Here is a 19028-nt window from a genome sequence, read left to right as displayed (position 1 = left end):
CATGTCGAAACATTGCGGACATCTGAGGGATCTGCCATTGTGAGCGCACAGCGGGGCGCCTCACCGTCCCCTCACCGCCTTGTCGGGAGCGGCATCTCGACCGGCTTCGTCAAGCTTCAGAAGGGTCAGATCGATGAAGAGATCGGACTATCGCAGGACTGTGGGGCTGCTCCTGGCGGCAGGCCTGAGCATGAGCGCCGTGGCCTGCGGCAGTGGCGACGACACCAAGCCCCAGGCGCAGGGCAGCGCTTCGGGTGCCGCGCAGGTGAGCATCACCGTCGCCTGCCAGCCGGCGAAGTCCGCGCCCAAGGAGCGGCAGGCCTGGGACGACGACGTGGCCGCGTTCCAGAAGGCGCACCCCGGCGTGACGGTCAAGAGCACCGACCAGCAGCCCTGCTTCGATCCCAAGACCTTCGGGCCGAAGCTGGCCGGCGGCCAGATGGAGACCGTGTTCGTGGTGCCGGTCACCAACTACGCCGACGTGATCGGAAAGGGCCAGGGCCTCGACATCACCTCGTACACCGGTGAGATCAAGAACTGGAACGACCTGCGTCAGGACGTCCGCGACCTGGTCACCAAGGACGGCAAGGTCTACGGCGTCCCCAACGTCCACTACAGCGTCGGCCTGGTCTACAACCGGGCGCTGTTCACCAAGGCCGGGCTCGACCCCAACACCCCGCCCAAGACCTGGGCCGAGGTGCGCGAGGCGGCCAAGAAGATCGCCGCGCTCGGCGGCGGCGTCATCGGCTACGGCGAGTACTCCGGCGGCAACACCGGCGGCTGGCACTTCAACCAGGCCCTGTACGGCCGCGGCGGCGACATGGTCTCGGCCGACGGCAAGACCGCCGCGTTCAACTCGCCCGAGGGCAAGGCCGTGCTGCAGTTCCTGAAGGACCTGCGCTGGGTGGACAAGAGCACCGGCGCCAAGCTGTTCAACGCCTGGGAGCCCCTCATGCAGGCCATGGGCTCGGGCAAGGTCGGCATGATGCTCGGCGCCCCCGACGTCGTCACCGACGTGGTCAACAAGTTCAAGGGCGCCGCCACCGACTACGGGATCACCGGCTTCCCCGAGGCCAAGGCGTCGCTGAGCGGCGGCGAGGCGTTCTTCGTCAACCCCAAGGCCACGCCCGAGCAGATCAAGGCCGGTCTGGCCTGGGTGGACTTCCGCTTCAACACCGTCGACAAGGGCCGCTTCGACTTCGCCCGCGGCAAGTCGCTCGGCAACCCGGTCGGCGTGCCCGACAACGACGTCTACGGCGCCTCGGCCACCGGCAAGGCCCTCCAGGAGTCCCGCAAGGCCAGCGCCACCCTGCCGGTCGAGAACTACCAGCCGTACGTGGACGCCTCGGCCACCATCCCGCCGAAGATGGAGCCGCCGCACGCCCAGGAGCTCTACGCCATCCTCGACGTGGCCATGTCCGCCGTGCTGAGCCGCGAGGACGCCAATGTGGACCAGCTCCTCGCGGACGCCGAGACCAAGGCGAACGCCATGCTGGCCAGCAAGGGCTGAGCGGAACGTGAGACCGGGGCGCCGCGCCCGCCGGCGCCCCGGTACGTCGAGTCGGTGATCGGAGACACCCCATGAGCATTGCGACCGCCGGAACCGCGCGACGGCCGAGGCCGCCCTCGCCGCTGCGCCGGGCGCTGCGCAGGAACCTGACGGCCTACGGGTTCATGGTCGGGGCGCTGTTCTGCTTCGTCCTGTTCTCCTGGTATCCCATCGTCCAGGAGTTCATCCTCAGCTTCCAGAAGACCGACCTGGTCAACGAGCCCGAGTGGGTCGGCCTGGAGAACTTCAGGACGGCCTTCGCCGACCCGGCGTTCGGTCCCGCGTGGCTGAACACGCTCACGTTCACGGTCCTCGCGCTGCTGCTCGGCTACGGCCTGCCGTTCGCGGTGGCGATCCTGCTGAACGAGCTCCGCCACTGCCGGGCCTACCTGCGGTTCGTCGTCTACCTGCCGGTCATGTTGCCCCCGGCGGTCGCCGTGCTGCTCTTCCGCTGGTTCTACGACCCCGACGTCGGCCTGTTCAACCAGATCCTCGGCTTCTTCTCGCTGCCCGGCCTCAACTGGATCTACTCCACCGACACCGCGCTGATCTGCCTGGTGCTCGTCTCGACCTGGATGAACATGGGCTCGGCGACCCTGATCTACCTCGCGGCGCTGCAGAACATCTCACCCGACCTCTACGAGGCCGCCGAGCTCGACGGCGCCGGCGTGTGGAAGCGGATCAGGCACATCACGATCCCGCAGACCAAGCTGATCCTGCTGCTCATGCTGATGTTGCAGATCGTCGCGACCATGCAGGTCTTCATCGAGCCGTACCTGCTGACCGGCGGCGGCCCCGAGAACGCCACCGCCACCGTCGCCTTCCTGATGTTCCAGCAGGCGTTCACCTACAGCAACTACGGCGCGGGCGGCGCGCTCGGGATGATGCTCATGGTCGTCCTGCTCGCCTTCGCCGCCGTGCAGCTCCGGCTGACCCGCGAGGAGAAGAGCTGACCATGTCGAACGTCACCCTGCAACGCCCCGCCGCGCCCCCCTCGCCAGGACGCAGGGCACGACGGCGGCAGCCCAAGCGCATCGAGGTGCAGTTCCGTACGATCATCTCCCCGCACCAGCTCAACAGCCGGTGGGGACGGCGCGTCTACTGGACGGTCCTGGTCGCGACGGTCGTCACGTTCACGGTCGTCTTCCTCCTGCCGATGTACTGGATGATCACCGGCGCGCTGAAGTCGGCCGAGGAGTTCGCCCAGGTGCCGCCCACGCTCTTCCCGAAGGAGCTGAACTTCGGGAAGTTCCTGGAGTCGTGGGAGCTGTTCGACATCGGCACCCTGCTGAAGAACACCGTCTTCTACGCCGTCGGCGGCTGGCTGATCACCATGGCGGTCGACGTCACGGCCGCGTACGCGCTGTCCAAGCTCCGCCCGGCGCTCGGCAACGTCATCCTCGGCGCCATGCTGGCCACCCTGATGATCCCGCCGATGGTCGTGCTCATCCCCACCTACCTCGCCATCCACGACGTGCCGCTGCTCGGCTGGGACCTGCTGAACAACCCGTGGGGCCTGTGGCTGCCCGCCGCCGCCAACGGGTTCAACATCTTCCTGCTCAAGAGGTTCTTCGACTCCATCCCCCGCGAACTGCTCGAAGCCGCCCAGATCGACGGGGGCGGGCCGTTCCGCATCCTGTGGTCGGTGGTGCTGCCGGTCTCCCGCCCGATCCTCGGCGTGACGTCGATCTTCACGATCGTCACCTCGTTCAAGGACTTCATCTGGCCGCTGCTCGTCATGAGCGACAGCGACAACATGACGCTCAGCGTGGGCCTGGCCCAGACCGCAGGGGCCGTGTCGCAGGACCAGGTCATGGGCGGCCTGGTGATCGCGAGCATCCCGACCGTCATCGTCTTCTTCATCTTCCAGCGGCACATCATGGCGGGACTCACCGCCGGCAGCCTCAAGGGCTGAGTGCCTTCACCTATGGCAAGGAGTTGTCTTCAGCATGTCCGAAACGTGGTGGCGGGGAGCCGCGATCTATCAGGTCTACCTGCGCAGCTTCGCCGACGGCAACGGTGACGGCGTGGGCGACCTGGCGGGGCTGCGGGCACGATTGCCGTACCTTTCGGCGCTCGGGGTGAACGCGATCTGGCTCAACCCCTGGTACCCCTCGCCGCTGGCCGACGGCGGGTACGACGTGGCCGACTACCGGGACATCGATCCCGTGTTCGGCACCCTGGCCGAGGCGGAGGAGTTCATCGCCGAGGCGCACGAGCTGAACATCAGGATCATCATCGACGTGGTGCCGAACCACAGTTCGACCGCGAGCGCGTGGTTCCAGGAGGCGCTGCGCGACCCGTCCGTACGCGACCGGTTCTGGTTCCGGGACGAGCCCGGCGAGTGGCAGTCGATCTTCGGCGGCCCCGCCTGGACCCAGCTGCCGGACGGCCAGTGGTACCTGCACCTGTTCGACCCCGGCCAGCCCGACCTCAACTGGACCAACCCGGACGTGCACCGCGAGTTCCACGACGTGCTGCGCTTCTGGTACGACCGCGGCGTGGACGGCATCCGCATCGACTCGGCCGCCCTGCTCACCAAGCCCGAGGGCCTGACCGGCTCGTACGAGGACCTGGACGAGGTCCACGACGTCTACCGGAGCTGGCGCCTGATCAACGATGAGTACGCCGACCGCGTCCTGGTCGGCGAGGTGTGGCTGCCCGACCAGGAGCGCCTGGCCCGCTACCTGCGCTCCGACGAGCTGCACACCGTCTTCAACTTCCCGTTCCTGGCTTGCCCCTGGGAGCCCGCCGGGCTGCGCGAGGTGATCGAGCAGACCCTCGCCACCCACGCCCCGCTCGGCGCCCCGCCCACCTGGGTGCTGTCCAACCACGACGTCGCCCGCGTGGTCACCCGGTACGGCCGCGCCGACACCTCCTGGGACCACGGCGACCGCCGGGACGGCGCCCCCGCCGACCTGGAGCTCGGCTACCGCCGGGCCCGCGCGGCGGCCCTGCTGGCCATGGCCCTGCCCGGCGGCATCTACATCTACCAGGGCGAGGAGCTGGGCCTGCCGGAGGTCGATGACATCCCCGACGAGCTGCGCCAGGACCCGATGTGGCGGCGTTCGAACCACACCGTCAAGGGGCGCGACGGGTGCCGGGTGCCGCTGCCGTGGTCGGGCGACGAGCCGCCGTTCGGGTTCGGCACGGCCACGCCGTGGCTGCCGCAGCCGGACGCCTGGAACAAGCTCACCGTCGAGGCCCAGACCGCCGACCTCGGCTCGATGCTCAACCTCTACCGGAACGGCCTGCGCATCCGTGCCGAGCGGCTCGGCGACGGCACGCTGACCTGGCTCGACCTCGGCCCCGACGTGCTCGCCTTCACCCGGGACTCCGGCCTGACCTGCGTGGTCAACCTCGGGGCCGAGCCGGTGCCGCTGCCCGGGCCCGCGACGGTCCTGCTGGCCAGCGGCCCCCTGGACGGCGACCGCCTCCCCACCGACACCGCCGCCTGGCTCATCTGACCCTCACCCGCCCGCCTCACCCCCGACGCCCACCCCCGCCCCACCCTCCCCCCCCCCCGCCCCGGACGGCCTCCCCCCCCCCCCCCAGCGGCGCCCCCCCCCCCCCCCCCCCCCCCCGCGCCCGTTCTCGCACCGGGCGTGGGTCAGGTTCGGAGGCGCAGGTCGGCGAAGAGGGCGCGGTGGTCGGAGCCGGGCAGGTCGAGGATCCGCGTGTCCACGGCCCGCCCGCGCCCGTCCGTCAGCACGTGGTCGATCGCCACCAGCGGCGGGATCCGGCGCATCGGCCAGGTGGGCACCAGCCCCTTCCCGGTGGCCGCCGCCGCGTCGGCGTACCCGGTGCCCAGCAGCCGCCGGAACACGGCGTGGTCCAGCGTGGCGTTGAAGTCCCCGGCCAGGATCCGCGGCGCGCCCGTGGACGGCGCGGGCGGCAGCGTCCCGACCCCCGCCTCCCACTCCGGCACCGTCGAGGGCACCGGCGCGACCGGATGCACGAGCACGACCTCCACCGCCCCGCCGGGCGCCGCCACCTCCGCGACCGGCATGTGATGCCCGACCGGCTGGAACACGCCCGTACGCTCGCGCAGCGGGTACCGCGCGTAGATCCCGCTGCCCACCGGCCCCCACGTCTCCGGCTTGGTGAGCTGGTACGGCAGCAGCGCCTCCAGCCCGGCCGCCGCCAGCCGGTCGCGTTCGGCCCAGGTCAGCTCCTGGAGGCTGAGCACGTCCACGTTCAGGCTGCGGACGTATTCGACGACCGTCTCCGCGTCGCCGCGTCCGCCGTTGAGGTTGGCGGTCAGGACGCGCAACGGGCGGCCGGAGGCGGCGTCCGTACCGCCGCCGAGGGCGCGCGGGAGCACGACCCAGGCCAGGCACACGCACACCGCCAGCATGATCGCGACGGCCGCCCGGCTGCGGACCAGGGCCGCGACCCCGAGCATCAGCAGCGCCGCGACCCCGAAATAGGGCGTGAAGGAGACCAGCGGGACCAGCAGCACCCCGGACTCCAGGCCGCCGAGCCGCACCGCCGTCCCCGCCGCGAACAGCACCGCGACCGCCGTCGCCAGCCGCCGCCGCCAGACCCGGCGCGGCGGCTTGCGCACGGTCCCCTGCACAACCTCGTCCATCAGCACAGCCACGAACCCTAGGCCGCGATTCTTAAACGCAGATGAGCGTCAGGCGGGACCGAGGCTCCAGGCGCTCAGCAGGGCGTCGCCGCCCGTGCCCACGACGACGGGACGGCCTGGCAACTCGGCCAGCGCCAGGGCGCGGATCTCGGCTCCCGGCCCCGGGCCCAGCTCGCCGGCGACCTCGCCGTCGGTGAGCCTCCAGACGCGGACGGCCGCCTCGCCGCTGCCCGGCGCGTGCGCGACCACCGCGACGGGCGTGCCGCCGAGCATGCCCGTGACCAGCGCGGACGTCCCACGGTCGTCGGGGCTGCGGCGGCTGAACGGCCACTTCTTCCTGCGTTTGCCCGTGGCCAGGTCGTACACGCGCAGGGTGGCGTCGAGGTGGGTGGAGACGAGCACGGGCCGCCCGTCCAGCTCGCCGCAGGCGAGGAGCTCGATGCCGCCGATCTCGCCCGTCTTGTACGTATGTGTCACCTTGCCGTCGGACAGGCGGCGCACCCGGACGCGGTTGGCGCCGTCGCCGGTGACGAGCACGTCGTCGCCGCCGAGCCGGCCGAACGTCAGCCCGTTGACACCCTGGAAGTGGTCGGTGACGGCGGGGCCGATCTGGCGGCCCGTGGACAGGTCCCACAGGCGTACGACGCTGTGCAGATCGGTGAGGCTGTCGTACTTCTGGGTCACCGCGACGCCGCGGCCGGCGATGGTGACGGCGATGACGGGGTCGGCCGCCCTGGCCCTGCCGGTCTCGCCGGTCCCGCCGCCCGCCGGGTTCCACAGGCGCATCGCGCCGGCGCGGTGCCCGGAGGCCGTACGGCCGCCGCCGCAGGCCACGGCGGTGGCGGCGCCGCCTCCGTCGCCGAGCCTGACGACGGGCGTGCCGGACGAGGTCAGGTCCCAGGTCAGCACCGTGCCCTTGGACGTGCCGCAGACGACGGTGGCGCCGGCGGCGGCCAGCACGGTCGGCTCGCCGCTCCCGGCGGGCAGCGCGACGGGCTCCCTGACCGGCGCCCCGAACGGCTCGGCCGTGGGCGTGGCCGGGCGTTCCGTCGCGGTCGCGGTCGGAGTCGCGGACGCGGCAGGGCCGGTCGTACGGGTGGCCGGCGCGTCGGTCGTACGGCCGGCGGGCTGGTCGACCGGGTCGTCGCTCAGGCCGCTCGCGGGACGCAGCAGGACGAAGGCGGACGCCGCGGCGGCGGCGGCCGCCGTGACACCGCCGACCACAACGGCCCGGCGGCTGACCCGCCGTTCGACACCCGCCCTGGTCGCCTCCCCTTGAACCCCCGGCCCCGTGGCAAGCCCCCCGGAGGGGATAGCAGCCCCACCCGCGGGCGCCCCGGGCACAACCCCGCCGTGATGCCCCGCGCCTTGGGCGGCGCCGGGCTGGGTGGGGGCGTGGCGTACGGGCCCCAAGCCCCCGGCGGGCCCTTCGGGCGCTCCGCCGGCGCCCTGGGCGTCGGTGGAGGGTGAGGCGGGGGCGGCGATGAGGTGGCGGAGGAGGGTTGTGGGGGTCGGGCGGGCGCTCGGGTCCTTGGCGAGGCAGGCGCCGATCGGGCCCGCCAGGTGGGCCGGTACGCCCGCGAGATCCGGTACGCTGCTCATGACCTTGTGCAGGATGGCGGCGACCGTCTCACCGGCGAACGGCGGGCGGCCGGTCGCCGCGAACACCATCGTCCCCGCCCAGCTGAACACGTCGGACGCCGGCCCGACCCGCTCACCCGCGAACTGCTCCGGCGACATGAACGCCGGCGTCCCCATGGGCGCCGAGGCCTGCGTGGTGGCCCCCAGCGCCTTGGCGATGCCGAAGTCGATGACGATCGGCCCCTCGGGCCCCATCAGCACGTTGCCCGGCTTGAAGTCCCGGTGCACGATCCCGGCCTCGTGGATGGCGGCCAGCGCGGTCAGGGTCGAGATCGCCAGCCGGTCCAGCGCACCCCCGGTACGCGGCCCCGACTCCCGGACGAGCGTCTGCAGGGTGTCGCCCGCGACGTACTCGCTCACGATGTACGGCCGCCCGTCGGCCACCCCCACGTCCAGCACCGCGGCGGTGCAGAACGCGGCCACCCGGCGCGCCGCCTCCACCTCGCGCAGGAACCCCCTGGTGACGGTGTCGTCCTGGGCCAGGTGGCTGTGCAGCAGCTTGACCGCGACCTCGCGGCCCGTGCCGTCGACCCCCTTGTAGACCACTCCCTGCCCGCCGGAGCCGAGCACGCCGCGCTGCCGGTGGTCGCCGATCCGCGCGGGATCGCCCGGCCGGAGCGGACGGACTTCCGGCATTCCGCTCCTTCCCCGGGCATGTGCGGGCGTATGTCGGTGATCCACACGATAGGGCCGCCCCGGCGGGGTGGGAAAGGCGGGGTCCGCGCCGGATGACAGGATCGAAGCCGGTACCGCACAGGAAAGGCGTCTCAGATGGCTCCGAGGATCGCGACCGCCCAACGCGTCGACCTGCCCGAACTGCTCGACTTCCTCCGCCCCCGGCATCACGGCCTGCTCTCGACGACCCGCTCCGACGGGCGTCCCCAGCTCTCGCCGGTCTCGTGCGGCGTGGACGACGAGGGCCGGATCGTGGTGTCCACGTACCCGGAGCGTGCCAAGGCCGGGAACGTGCGCCGCGACGAGCGGGTCTCGATGTGCGTGTTGTCCGACGACTGGGACGGCCCGTACGTGCAGGTGGACGGGCGGGGCGAGGTGCTGGACATGCCCGGGGCCCTGGACGGGCTGGTGGACTACTACCGGTGCGTCGCCGGCGAGCACCCCGACTGGGAGGAGTACCGGGAGGCCATGCGCCGCCAGAACAAGTCGCTCATCCGCATCACGATCGACCGCTGGGGGCCGATCGCGACCGGCGGCTTCCCGGCGAACCTGACCCCCGGCGGCTGACCGCTGAGCGCGGCTGACCGCGGCTCAGCGCGGCTCGGCGCGGCCGCCGGAGGCCGGGCTCGGTCAGCGGGCCAGCACTTCGCGCAGCACGTCGGCGAACTCCTTCGGATGGTCGACGAAGCCGCCGTGCTCGCCGGGGAACTCGACCGTCGGCGCGCCGAGCAGGTCGGCCAGCGCCTTCGAGGTACGGGCGGTGAGCAGGCCGCTCGACTCGGCCCCGATGCCCACGACCACCCGGGCCGGGCCGGCCTTCAGCGCCGCGACGTCGGGGACGTGGCGGGTGGTGCCGCGCAGCTCGTGCAGGAAGAAGTGGGTGGCGTCGGCGAGGTCCTGCTCGGGCGACTCGCTCGGCGGCGGGGGAGAGTCGTCCTCGCCGGGCTCGTAGCCCGCGGTGGCCATGAACTTCCCGAACGCCGCCCCTGGCCCCTCCCGGCGGAACGTCTCGATGATGTCGTCCACCTCGGCGCGTCGTTCGGCGACGTCGGGCAGCAGCTCCAGCAGGGGCGGCTCGTGCGCGACCAGCGTGCGCACGCGGGTGGGGTGGCGGGGGGGGAGGGCGAGGCCGGTCACCGCGCCGCCGCTGCTGCCGACCACGTCGGCGGACTCCGCCCCGAGCGCGTCGATGAGCGCGAGGGCGTCCTCGGCCCGCAGGGCGGGGGTGGAGTCCTGGCCGGGGTCGTCGAGGGTGCTGCCGGACGCGCCGCGCGGGTCGTGGGTGACGACCGTGTACTCCCCGGCCAGCTCCTCGGCCAGCGGGGCGAAGAAGGCTGCGTTCATCGGCGCGCCCACGAGCAGCAGCACGGGGCCGCTGCCGCGGACGTGGTAGCTCAGCCGGCCGCCGGGTATGTCGAGGATGTGCGTGGTGCTCATCGGTGTGGGTCCTTCCGCGGAATCGAGGTGACACCGGTTGGACTTCCGCGGGCGGCGGAACTCATCGCCCGGCGCGGCACGAATTCGGCCCGGCGTTGATCGTCCCGCGCGGACGCGCCCGAAGGGTGCTCCGGCGTCCCACCCCCGTCACGGGTGAACGGGGGCCGAAGGGAGGACACTGAGGTGCGGAAAGCTGCGAGAACGGCCGTGGCCGGCCTGCTCCTGACCATGGCGGCGGCGTGCGGAGGCACGCCGTCCGGCGGCGGCGCGACCCCGTCCGGCGGCGCGATGACCGGACGCGGCCCGATCACGCTCGCGACGGGCAAGGACACCTCCCGCAACCTGCAGAACCAGGTGGACGCCTGGAACAAGGGCCATCCGGACGAGCAGGCCAGGATCGTCGAGCTGCCCGAGTCGGCCGACGTGCAGCGCGACCAGATGATCCAGAACGCCCGCGCCAAGTCCGACGCCTTCACCGTGCTCGCCCTCGACGTGGTGTGGACCTCGGAGTTCGCCGCCAACCGGTGGATCCTGCCGCTGCCGCAGGAGCAGTTCGACCTGGCGGCCTTCCTCCCGCCCACCGTGGCGACCGGCCAGTACCGAGGCAGGCTCTACGCCGCGCCCTGGAAGACCGACGCCGGCCTGCTCTACTACCGCAAGGACCTGCTGGACAAGGCGGGCGTCAAGGAGCCGCCGAAGACGTGGCGGGAGATGGAGGCCGACTGCGCGAAGGTCCCCGGCGTGAGCTGCTTCGCCGGCCAGTACGAGAAGTACGAGGGCCTGACCTGCAACTTCGCCGAAGCCGTGAACAGCGCGGGCGGGACGATCGTCGACCCGGCCACCGGCCGCCCCGACGTCGCCGACCTGGCCGCCAAGCGCGGGCTCGACTTCCTCGTCGACGGCTTCAGGACCGGCCTCATCCCCAAACAGGCGATCACCTTCAAGGAGGAGGAGGGACGCCGCTACTTCCAGGAGGGCAGGTTGCTCTTCCACCGCCAGTGGCCCTACCAGTACGCCCTGGCCGACAGGCACGACGGCTCCTCCAAGGTCGCGGGCAGGTTCGCGGTGGCCCCGCTGCCCGGCCTGAACGGTCCCGGCGTGCCCACGCTCGGCGGGCACAACCTGGCCGTCTCGGCGTTCGCCGGGAACCGGGCCAGCGCGCTCGACTTCGTCACGTTCCTGTCCAGCGAGGAACGGCAGCGCGCCAACCTGCTGGCCAGCTCCGAGGCCCCCACACGGGCCGCCCTGTACGACGAGCCAGAGCTCCAGGCGAAGTACCCGTACCTGAAGGTGCTCAAGGAGTCGGTGCTCAACGCCAAGCCGCGGCCCCAGGTCGTGCGGTACGGCGACGTGACCGCGGCCATCCAGGAGGCCGCCTACGCGGCCATCACCGGCGCGCGGCCGTCCGGGCAGGTCCTGGCCGACCTGCAGACCAAGCTCCAGACGCTGACCCGGTCGTGACCGGGACGCGACGGGCGTCCCGCCCGGGGGAGACCTCGTGACCGTCGCCGCCGATCAGGGGGCCGCCGTCCCGGGCGGGGACGGCTCCGGGCGGCTGGCCGCGCTGCTCATCTCGCCGACGTTGCTGGTGATCGGGCTGGTCGTCGGCTTCCCGGTGCTGGCGGCAGTCCGGGAGTCCCTGTTCGAGGAGGGCCAGAGCCTCGACCCACAGGGCTTCGTGGTCGAGGGCGAGAGGTTCGTCGGCCTGTCCGTCTACGCCGACATCCTCGCCGGCGAACGCGCGCCCGCCTTCTACGGCGCGCTGTGGAACACCACGTTCTTCACCGTCGTCACCGTCGTGATCGAGACGGTCCTCGGGGTCGCCATGGCGCTGGTCATGCACCGGACCTTCCGCGGCCGGGGCGTGGTACGGGCGAGCATCCTGGTCCCCTGGGCCATCCCCACCGCGGTCTCGGCGTTGTTGTGGCGCTGGATCTTCCAGTCCGGCGGCGTCGCCGACCAGATCATCGGCAGTGACGTGTTGTGGACCACGGAGGGCTTCCAGGCCAAGGTCGCGGTGATCATCGCCGACACGTGGAAGACCGCGCCGTTCGTCGGGCTGCTGGTGCTGGCCGGCCTGCAACTGATCCCCGGCGAGGTGCACGAGGCGGCGAGGGTGGACGGCGCGACCGCCTGGCAGCGGTTCTGGCGGGTCACGCTGCCGCTGGTCAAGCCGGTGCTGCTGGTGGCGGTGCTGTTCCGGCTGCTGGACGTGCTGCGCATGTTCGACCTGCCGTTCGTGCTGGTCGGCCCGCGCAAGGAGTCGGTGCGTACGTTGTCCATGCTCGCCTACGACGAGGCCACCAACCTGCGCTACGGCGCCGCCGCCGCGTACGCGACCGTCCTGTTCCTGTACGTGGCGGTCGTGGCCTACGTCTTCGTCCGGCTGCTGGGCGCCGACATCCTCGGCCGGCTGCGCGAGCCGTCCGGGCGGGAGGCGGCCGGATGACCGCCGGGAACACGCTGCGCCGGGCCGGGATCGCGGCCGTCGCCGCCTACTGCCTGATCCCGTTCTACTGGATGGTCGTCTCGGCCTTCCGCCGCCCGCAGGACCAGTTCGACAACACGCCGCTGCCCGCGCCCTGGTCGCTGGAGAACCTGGCCGCGGTGTTCGGCCCGGACGTCGGGTTCGGGCGGTCGCTGCTCAACAGCGTGGTGGTGGCCGGCACGACCACGCTGCTCACGCTGGTCGTCGGCGTGCTGAGCGCGTACGCGCTGGCGCGGTTGCGGTTCAGGCTGAAGAACGTGGTGCTGGGGGTGGTCATCGCGACGTCGATGTTCCCCGGCATCTCGCTGATCGTGCCGCTGCTGAAGTTGTTCACCGGCATCTCGTGGATCAACACCTACCAGGCGATGATCCTGCCCAGCCTGTCGTTCGCGTTGCCGCTGGCGGTGTGGAACCTGACCATGTTCTTCCGGCAGCTCCCGTTCGAGCTGGAGCAGGCGGCGATGGTGGACGGGTGCAGCCGGGGCCAGGCGTTCCGGAAGGTCGTCATCCCGCTGGCCGCGCCCGGCGTGTTCACCACGGCGATCATCACGTTCATCGCCGCCTGGAACGAGTTCATCATCGCCCTGAGCATGGTCAACGAGAAGGAGATGCAGACCGCGACCGTGGCCGTCTCCAAGTTCACCGGCGCGTACGGGTTCGACCAGCCGTTCGGCACCCAGATGGCGGCCGGGGTGGTCGTCACCGTGCCGCTGGTCGTGGTGGTGCTGGTCTTCCAGCGGCGGATCATCGCCGGGCTCACCTCGGGCGGCGTCAAGTAGCGGGCCGGGCCCCCTCAGGGCTCCTTGACCTCGTCGAACAGGTCCTCGACGGCCGCGACGATCCGCCGTACGGCAGGGGAGGCGGCGTCCGGGCCGTCGAACGGGTGCGCCGCGCCCTCGGCGACGCCCTCGATCGTGGCGAGGTCGGCCCCGGGATGGCAGACGACGTCCGGCTCGGGCAGGTCGGCCAGCAGGAACTCGCCCCTGGCCGCGCGCGCGTCGGACGGGTGCGCCCCCCGCCGCACCCACCGCAGCCGGCCCGACCCGTCCAGCCGGTAGACGCCGGGGCCGTGCGCGGCGGCCACCCGTACGGGGGTGTCGCGGGCCAGGCGCACCCTGACGTGGAAGGGGCCGCCCGGCTGGACCGCGCGCAGCAGCGTGAGCTGGTTGAACTCCTGCGCGTCCCCCAGCCAGGTCACCTGCCCGCCGAGCATCACCGACAGGTGGGCCAGCACGAACGGGGGCAGCCCGACGGCCTGCTGGTTGACCGCCGACACCTCGGTGCCCTGCTGGTGCCGCCACTTGATCGCCGACAGGTAGACCCGTTCGCCCGGGGTGAGCAGGGCCTTGACGTTGAACAGGCCGGCCGCGCCGTACCTGCGCCAGGCCCAGATCGCGATGCGCTCGGCGCACTCGATGAGCAGCGCGGCGGCGGGCGTCGGCCAGGGGCGCGACCAGTCGCCGCCCGCGCTGCGCAGCGGCCCGGCGCCCAGCTCGGCGACGCCGGCCGAGGCGTGGGCGGGGCGGTCGGCGTAGACCTGGACGCCGCCGTCGCGGTCGGGGACGCTGAGCACCGCGATCGTGCACGGCCAGCCCGGCACGTACGCCGCCACCCGGTACGGGCCGAGCAGCCGCGCCGCGCGGGCCATGCCGTCCTCGCCCGACACGACCACGGTGCCGCGCCGGTCCGCCGTCCGGCCGGCCTGGACCACGACCCGCGCGGAGCCGACCGCGCGCCGCAGCTCGGCCAGGCCGGGCAGCCGCTCGACGTGCACGCAGGGGATGCGGGCCACCGCCGGCACGCCGGCCGCCCGCAGCAGGTCGTCCAGCAGGTGCTTGGACTCGATCGCGGCCCGCACCCCGGCGTCGACGGCCGCGATCGTCGCGCCGGGGCCGGCCAGCTCGCGCAGGCGGGCGTTGTCGTACCAGGTGAACACGACCGGCGGGCGGTCCAGCTTGAGCAGATGGCGGGCGGCCTCGTGCCGGACGCGGGGCACCCAGGTGGTCCGCTCGGCCACCGAACGGGTGCGGGTGCGGTCCTCGGCGGCGACCACCATGCCGGGCAGCGCCGGGTCCCACGCGGCGTAACAGCCGATGCTCAGGGCGGGGCGCAGGGCCTCGACCGGGGCCGGGCCGGTGTAGCCGGTGCGCAGCGCGGTGCTGAACCGCTCGACGCCGACCAGCGGGCGGCCCGCCAGCGCGGCCGTGAGCTCCTGGTGCGCGACCTCCGCAAGGCCGCTCTCGCGCCGCCCCTCGCCGCCGTACAGCGCGTTCATCGGCTCTCCCTCGTCGGACTCGGCTTCCCGCACTCTTGACGGTGCGCCACGCCGGGCGCATCGTCTAGGCCACCGCGATGTGAAGCGAAGTGAAGATGAGATGCCGCCCCGGCGCACCCACCCAGTCGTCAACCGGGCGCTGGCGGCGTTGATCGAGCAGGCGGGCTGGACGCACGCGGCCACCGCGCGGCACGTCAACGCCGTCGCGGCCGAGAGCGGCGAGCGCGTGCACTACGACCGTTCGGCGGTCGGCCACTGGCTGACCGGTACGATCCCGCGCCCCGAGGCGGTGGGCGCGGCGATCGAGGCGTTCCGCCGCCGTCTCGGCAGGCCCGACCTGCGACCGGCGCATCTGGGATGGCCGGAGCCGGGGACGCCGCCGTCCGCCGACGACCCCTGGCGCGGCGACCCGGTCGCCCGGCTGGCCGTGCTGGGCGAGGACGACCTGCTCAACCGGCGTACGGTGCTGACGGCCGGTACGTTCACCCTGGCCGCCTTATCCGGCCTGTCCCGCCTGTCCGCGCACCGGGCCCAGGGACGCGCGGCGGCCCGGCGGGCGGGCGCGGGCGACGTCGAGCGAATCCGCGCCACCACCCGCGCCTTCGCCGACCTCGACGACCGCTACGGCGGCGGCCACGGCCGGGCCGCCGTCGCCGCCTACCTGTCGCGCGAGGTCACGCCCCTGCTGCACGGCACGTCCGGCCGCCGCCGGCCCGACCTGTTCGCCGCCGCCGCCGAGCTGAGCTACCTGGCCGCCTACATGGCCATGGACGCCGGCGCCCACGCCCTGGCCCAGCGCTACTACATCAGCAGCGTGCGCCTGGCCGACGAGGCCGCCGACCTGCTGCTGCGCGCCACCGCCCTGCGCAGCATGGCCGTCCAGGCGGCCGAGCTGGGCCATGACGGCGAGGCGCTGGCGCTGGCCGAGGCCGCCTCCTCCGCGCTGGCCGGGCACGGACCCGCCCGTACCCAGGCGTGGATCACCGGCATGCGCGCCGAGGCCCACGCCGCCGCCGGCACCCGCTGGGACGCGCTCAGCCTGCTCCGCCACACCGAGTCCCAGCTCGAACGCGCCGACTCCGTGCCCGAGTCGGAGTGGACGGGCAACTACCGGCGCGAGTCCCTGGAGCACCAGATCGGCCTGACGCTCACCCAGCTCGGCGACCACGCCACCGCCGCCCGCCATTTCGCCGCGTCCATGAGGGCCAGGCGGCCGGTCGAGCTGCGTACCCGGGCCCTGATCGGCCTGCGCGCCGCCCACGCCTTCCTGCGCGCGGGGGAGGTCGACCGGGCCGCGGCGACCGTGCTCGACCTGAGCGACGACATCCGCCTGATCTCCTCGGCCCGCGTCCGGGACGAGTTACGCGGCCTGCGCGCCGCCTGGCAGCCGCACCGCGGGAACGCGCTGGTCACCAGGGCGGACCGGGCCGTCGCGGGGTGACCGCTGTGGTGCTCGCCCGCCCGCTGTCAGGGGGTGTGCACGCGGCGGATCGTGATGTCCCCCGACCCGGTACGGGCCCGCACCTCGACCGTCTCGGCGGCGTCGGCGGGCCGCCGGGCCGGTTCGACCGCGCTGTGCACGCGGCCGGTCCGCGACCTGACGTCGAGCCGGGCGGTGCTGCCGTCGCGTACGCCGATGTCGAGGTCGCCCGCCCTGGTCTCCAGGTCCACCCGGCCGCGGGACACCTCCTCCAGCCGGGTGTCGCCGCCGGCCGACCTGGCCACGACCGAGCCGTGGGCGCGGCCGACGGTGACGTCGCCGTTGGCGATCCGCAGCGTCAGGTCGCCGGTGACCTCGCCGATCCAGGTGCGGCCGTGGTGGTTCCTGATCTCGGCGGCGCCGTCGATCCGCCCGGCGCGGATCTCGCCGGAGCCCGTGGTGAGCCTGGTGTCGCCGGTGACGCGCTCGACGACGATGTCGCCTTGATGGGTGTGCAGCTCCACCGGGCCGGCCCGGCCGATCCGTACGTCCCCGGCGCCGATCGTGACGTCGCACGCGCCCATGTCGCCCTCGACCACGACGAGGGCCAGGTCAGCGGTGGCGTGCAGCCGCGAGGCCGCCGGCAGCCCGATCTCCACGGACACCGAGCCGGGCTCGCCGAACAGGCTGAGCGAGCGCGGCGTCCTGACCGCGAGGCGGCCGGCCGCGTACTCGATCCGGGTCTGCGCGGCGGCCTCGACGTCGGCCTTGACGTCCGGGGAGCAGGGGCGTACCTCGACGGCCGTGTCGGTACGGTCGCCCGCGACGATCGTGGCCTCGCCGGCGTCGATGTGGATCGTGACGCTGATCGGTTCCGGGCTGTCGAACGTGGGCACGGTGCTGCCGTCCTTCCGGGGAGTGGGGGCGTCCCCGGCTTCAAGGTGCCATATTTCACCGCAAAACGGTGCCATTCTGGCGTCCCGTCGGTAGGTCTAGGATCGCGGCGTGATCAGGAACGCGTACTGCTCCTTCTGCGGCGCCGCCTTCGCCCCCGACCAGCCCTGGCCCCGCACCTGCGCGGCCTGCGCGAACACCAGCTACCTCAACCCGCTGCCCGTCGCCGTCACGCTGCTGCCCGTCGACGACGGCCTGCTCGTCGTACGCCGGGACGTCGAGCCCCACCGCGGCCGGCTCGCCCTGCCCGGCGGGTTCGTCGACCTGGGGGAGTCCTGGCAGCAGGCGGCGGTCCGCGAGCTGCGCGAGGAGACCGGGGTGGTGGCCGAGGCCGCCGGCGTCACGCTCTTCGACGTGGTCAGCGCCCCCGACGGGACCGTGCTGATCTTCGGGCTGGCCCCGGGCACGACCGCGTCCGCGCTGCCGCCGATGGCGGCCACCGCCGAGACGAGCGAGTGGCTGGTCATCGACGGGCCTGCCGAGCTGGCCTTCCCCGCCCACACGCGGGCGGCGGCCGGCTACTTCGCGGAACGGGCCCGTCGCGCCGAGGAGTGAGACGTCAGGCCAGGTCGAGGCCCGGGTAGAGCGGATGGGCGGTCAGCAGCTCGGCCGCCGCGGCGCGGGTCTTCCCGGCGGTGCCCGGCGGCAGGTCGTACTTGGCCTTGGAGGTGGACGACGGCGTGGTGTCGGTGAGCACGCCGACGATCAGCTCGGCGACCCGGTCGAACTCCTGCGGCCCGAACCCGCGTGAGGTGAGCGCCGGGGTGCCGACGCGGATGCCCGAGGTGTACCAGGCGCCGTTGGGGTCGCGCGGGATCGCGTTGCGGTTGGTCACGATCCCCGCGTCGAGCAGCGCCGACTCGGCCTGCCGGCCGGTCAGCCCGTACGTGGAGACGTCCAGCAGGACCAGGTGGTTGTCGGTGCCGCCGGTGACCAGGCGTACGCCCCGGCGCGACAGGCCCTCGGCCAGCGCGACCGCGTTGGCGGCCACCGCGTGGGCGTAGTCGGCGAACGCCACCTGCCGGGCCTCGGCCAGCGCGACGGCCTTGGCCGCCATCACGTTGCCGAGCGGGCCGCCCAGCACCATCGGGCAGCCGCGGTCGATCGAGTCGGCGTACTCCCGCTGGCACAACACCAGCCCGCCGCGCGGCCCGCGCAGCGACTTGTGCGTGGTGGTCGTCGTGACGTGCGCGTACGGCACCGGGTCGTGCACGCCGGTGAACACCTTGCCCGCCACCAGCCCGGCGAAGTGCGCCATGTCCACCATCAGGACCGCGCCCACCTCGTCGGCGATCTCCCGCATTCGGGCGAAATCGACGCGCCGCGGATAGGCCGAGTAACCGGCGATCAGGACCAGCGGCCGGAACTCGCGGGCGGTCGCGCGCAGCGCGTCGTAGTCGAGCAGCCCGGTCTCCGGGTCGGTGCCGTAGGAGCGCTGGTGGAACATCTTGCCGGAGATGTTGGGACGGAAGCCGTGGGTCAGGTGGCCGCCCGCGTCCAGCGACATGCCCAGGGCACGCTGGTCGCCCAGGGCCTTGCGCAGGGTCTCCCAGTCGTCCTCCGACAGATCGTTGACGTGCCGGGCGCCCGCCGCGGCCAGGGCCGGCGACTCCACCCGGTGGGCCAGGATGCCCCAGAAGGCCACCAGGTTGGCGTCGATGCCCGAATGCGGCTGGACGTAGGCGTGCTCGGCGCCGAACAGGGCCTTCGCGTGGTCGGCCGCGAGCCGTTCGACGGTGTCGATGTTCTGGCAGCCGGCGTAGAAGCGGTGGCCGATCGTGCCTTCCGCGTACTTGTCCGACAGCCACGTGCCCATCGTGAGCAGGACGGCCGGTGAGGCGTAGTTCTCGCTCGCGATGAGCTTCAGCGAGGCTCGCTGGTCGGCCAGCTCGCCGCGGAGCGCGCCGGCGACGCCCGGCTCGACGGCCGCGATCACGTCGAGCGCGTTGCGGTAGGCCGCCGACACGGTGGCCGCGTCGTAGTCGCCGTACGAATGGG

16 protein-coding genes are annotated in these 19028 nt (G+C 73.0%); 10 read left to right on the top strand and 6 right to left on the bottom strand.

Features of this window, described 5'->3' with window-relative positions; all coding sequences use genetic code 11:
• Positions 1-133: 133 nt before the first annotated feature.
• The 4 genes from DMB42_RS09790 (at position 134) to DMB42_RS09775 (ending at position 5016) form a co-directional block, all read left to right on the top strand.
• Entirely contained in the window at positions 134-1510 is a 1377-nt protein-coding gene (locus tag DMB42_RS09790; protein ID WP_125632905.1) for an ABC transporter substrate-binding protein, read from the top strand.
• Positions 1511-1581: 71 nt separating this feature from the next.
• Positions 1582-2502, top strand: coding sequence for a carbohydrate ABC transporter permease (locus tag DMB42_RS09785; protein ID WP_125632903.1), 921 nt, complete (start codon positions 1582-1584; stop codon positions 2500-2502).
• 2 nt (positions 2503-2504) lie between these two features.
• Positions 2505-3464 carry a carbohydrate ABC transporter permease gene (locus tag DMB42_RS09780; protein ID WP_125632901.1) on the top strand — a complete coding sequence of 320 codons (960 nt, stop codon included), beginning with the start codon at positions 2505-2507 and terminating at the stop codon, positions 3462-3464.
• A gap of 34 nt (positions 3465-3498) precedes the next feature.
• A complete protein-coding gene (locus DMB42_RS09775; RefSeq protein WP_125632899.1) occupies positions 3499-5016 on the top strand; it encodes a glycoside hydrolase family 13 protein in 1518 nt (505 codons plus the stop codon).
• A 143-nt stretch (positions 5017-5159) separates the two neighbouring features.
• On the opposite strand, the gene DMB42_RS09770 is transcribed toward DMB42_RS09775, so the two are convergent.
• Both DMB42_RS09770 and DMB42_RS09765 read right to left on the bottom strand, forming a co-directional pair.
• Entirely contained in the window at positions 5160-6140 is a 981-nt protein-coding gene (locus DMB42_RS09770) for an endonuclease/exonuclease/phosphatase family protein (RefSeq protein WP_260477591.1), read from the bottom strand.
• 48 nt (positions 6141-6188) lie between these two features.
• Entirely contained in the window at positions 6189-8417 is a 2229-nt protein-coding gene (locus DMB42_RS09765; protein ID WP_185844564.1) for a WD40 repeat domain-containing serine/threonine protein kinase, read from the bottom strand.
• Between the two features lie 135 nt (positions 8418-8552).
• On the opposite strand from DMB42_RS09765, the gene DMB42_RS09760 reads away from it, so the two are divergent.
• Positions 8553-9023 (top strand): PPOX class F420-dependent oxidoreductase, encoded by a 471-nt coding sequence (locus DMB42_RS09760; RefSeq protein ID WP_125632895.1) that lies wholly within the window; start codon positions 8553-8555, stop codon positions 9021-9023.
• 63 nt (positions 9024-9086) lie between these two features.
• Here the strand turns inward: DMB42_RS09760 and DMB42_RS09755 are convergent, their stop codons facing one another.
• Positions 9087-9893 carry an alpha/beta fold hydrolase gene (locus DMB42_RS09755; protein WP_125632893.1) on the bottom strand — a complete coding sequence of 269 codons (807 nt, stop codon included), beginning with the start codon at positions 9891-9893 and terminating at the stop codon, positions 9087-9089.
• A gap of 183 nt (positions 9894-10076) precedes the next feature.
• Between DMB42_RS09755 and DMB42_RS09750 the strand changes: the two genes are divergently transcribed.
• Genes DMB42_RS09750 through DMB42_RS09740 form a run of 3 tightly spaced genes read left to right on the top strand, consistent with a single transcriptional unit; the run spans position 10077 to position 13160 of the window.
• Positions 10077-11354, top strand: a complete 1278-nt coding sequence (locus DMB42_RS09750) for an ABC transporter substrate-binding protein (RefSeq protein WP_221762075.1) — start codon at positions 10077-10079, stop codon at positions 11352-11354.
• A 37-nt stretch (positions 11355-11391) separates the two neighbouring features.
• The gene (locus tag DMB42_RS09745; protein ID WP_221762074.1) at positions 11392-12342 is read left to right on the top strand and encodes a carbohydrate ABC transporter permease; all 951 of its coding nucleotides are present in this window, start codon (positions 11392-11394) and stop codon (positions 12340-12342) included.
• Positions 12339-13160, top strand: a complete 822-nt coding sequence (locus DMB42_RS09740; protein WP_125632891.1) for a carbohydrate ABC transporter permease — start codon at positions 12339-12341, stop codon at positions 13158-13160. The genes DMB42_RS09745 and DMB42_RS09740 overlap by 4 nt, the downstream gene beginning before the upstream one ends.
• A 14-nt stretch (positions 13161-13174) precedes the next feature.
• Here DMB42_RS09740 and DMB42_RS09735 read toward each other — a convergent pair whose 3' ends face one another.
• On the bottom strand, positions 13175-14656 hold the full coding sequence (locus DMB42_RS09735) for a hypothetical protein (RefSeq protein ID WP_125632889.1): 1482 nt from the start codon (positions 14654-14656) through the stop codon (positions 13175-13177).
• Between the two features lie 100 nt (positions 14657-14756).
• Between DMB42_RS09735 and DMB42_RS09730 the strand changes: the two genes are divergently transcribed.
• Positions 14757-16097, top strand: coding sequence for a hypothetical protein (locus DMB42_RS09730; protein ID WP_260477590.1), 1341 nt, complete (start codon positions 14757-14759; stop codon positions 16095-16097).
• A gap of 26 nt (positions 16098-16123) precedes the next feature.
• On the opposite strand, the gene DMB42_RS09725 is transcribed toward DMB42_RS09730, so the two are convergent.
• Positions 16124-16972: a DUF4097 family beta strand repeat-containing protein gene (locus DMB42_RS09725; protein WP_125632887.1), complete on the bottom strand. Its 849-nt coding sequence runs from the start codon at positions 16970-16972 to the stop codon at positions 16124-16126.
• A gap of 109 nt (positions 16973-17081) precedes the next feature.
• Between DMB42_RS09725 and DMB42_RS09720 the strand changes: the two genes are divergently transcribed.
• Entirely contained in the window at positions 17082-17585 is a 504-nt protein-coding gene (locus DMB42_RS09720; protein WP_125632885.1) for an NUDIX domain-containing protein, read from the top strand.
• A gap of 4 nt (positions 17586-17589) precedes the next feature.
• On the opposite strand, the gene DMB42_RS09715 is transcribed toward DMB42_RS09720, so the two are convergent.
• On the bottom strand, positions 17590-18996 hold the full coding sequence (locus tag DMB42_RS09715; protein ID WP_396981969.1) for a glycine hydroxymethyltransferase: 1407 nt from the start codon (positions 18994-18996) through the stop codon (positions 17590-17592).
• Positions 18997-19028 lie beyond the last annotated feature (32 nt).

The organism is Nonomuraea sp. WAC 01424 (assembly GCF_003947315.1).
GTDB classification, from domain to species: Bacteria; Actinomycetota; Actinomycetes; order Streptosporangiales; family Streptosporangiaceae; genus Nonomuraea; species Nonomuraea spiralis.
The sequence above is the reverse complement of the archived record's forward strand: the minus strand, read 5'-3'. Positions and strand labels throughout refer to the sequence as shown.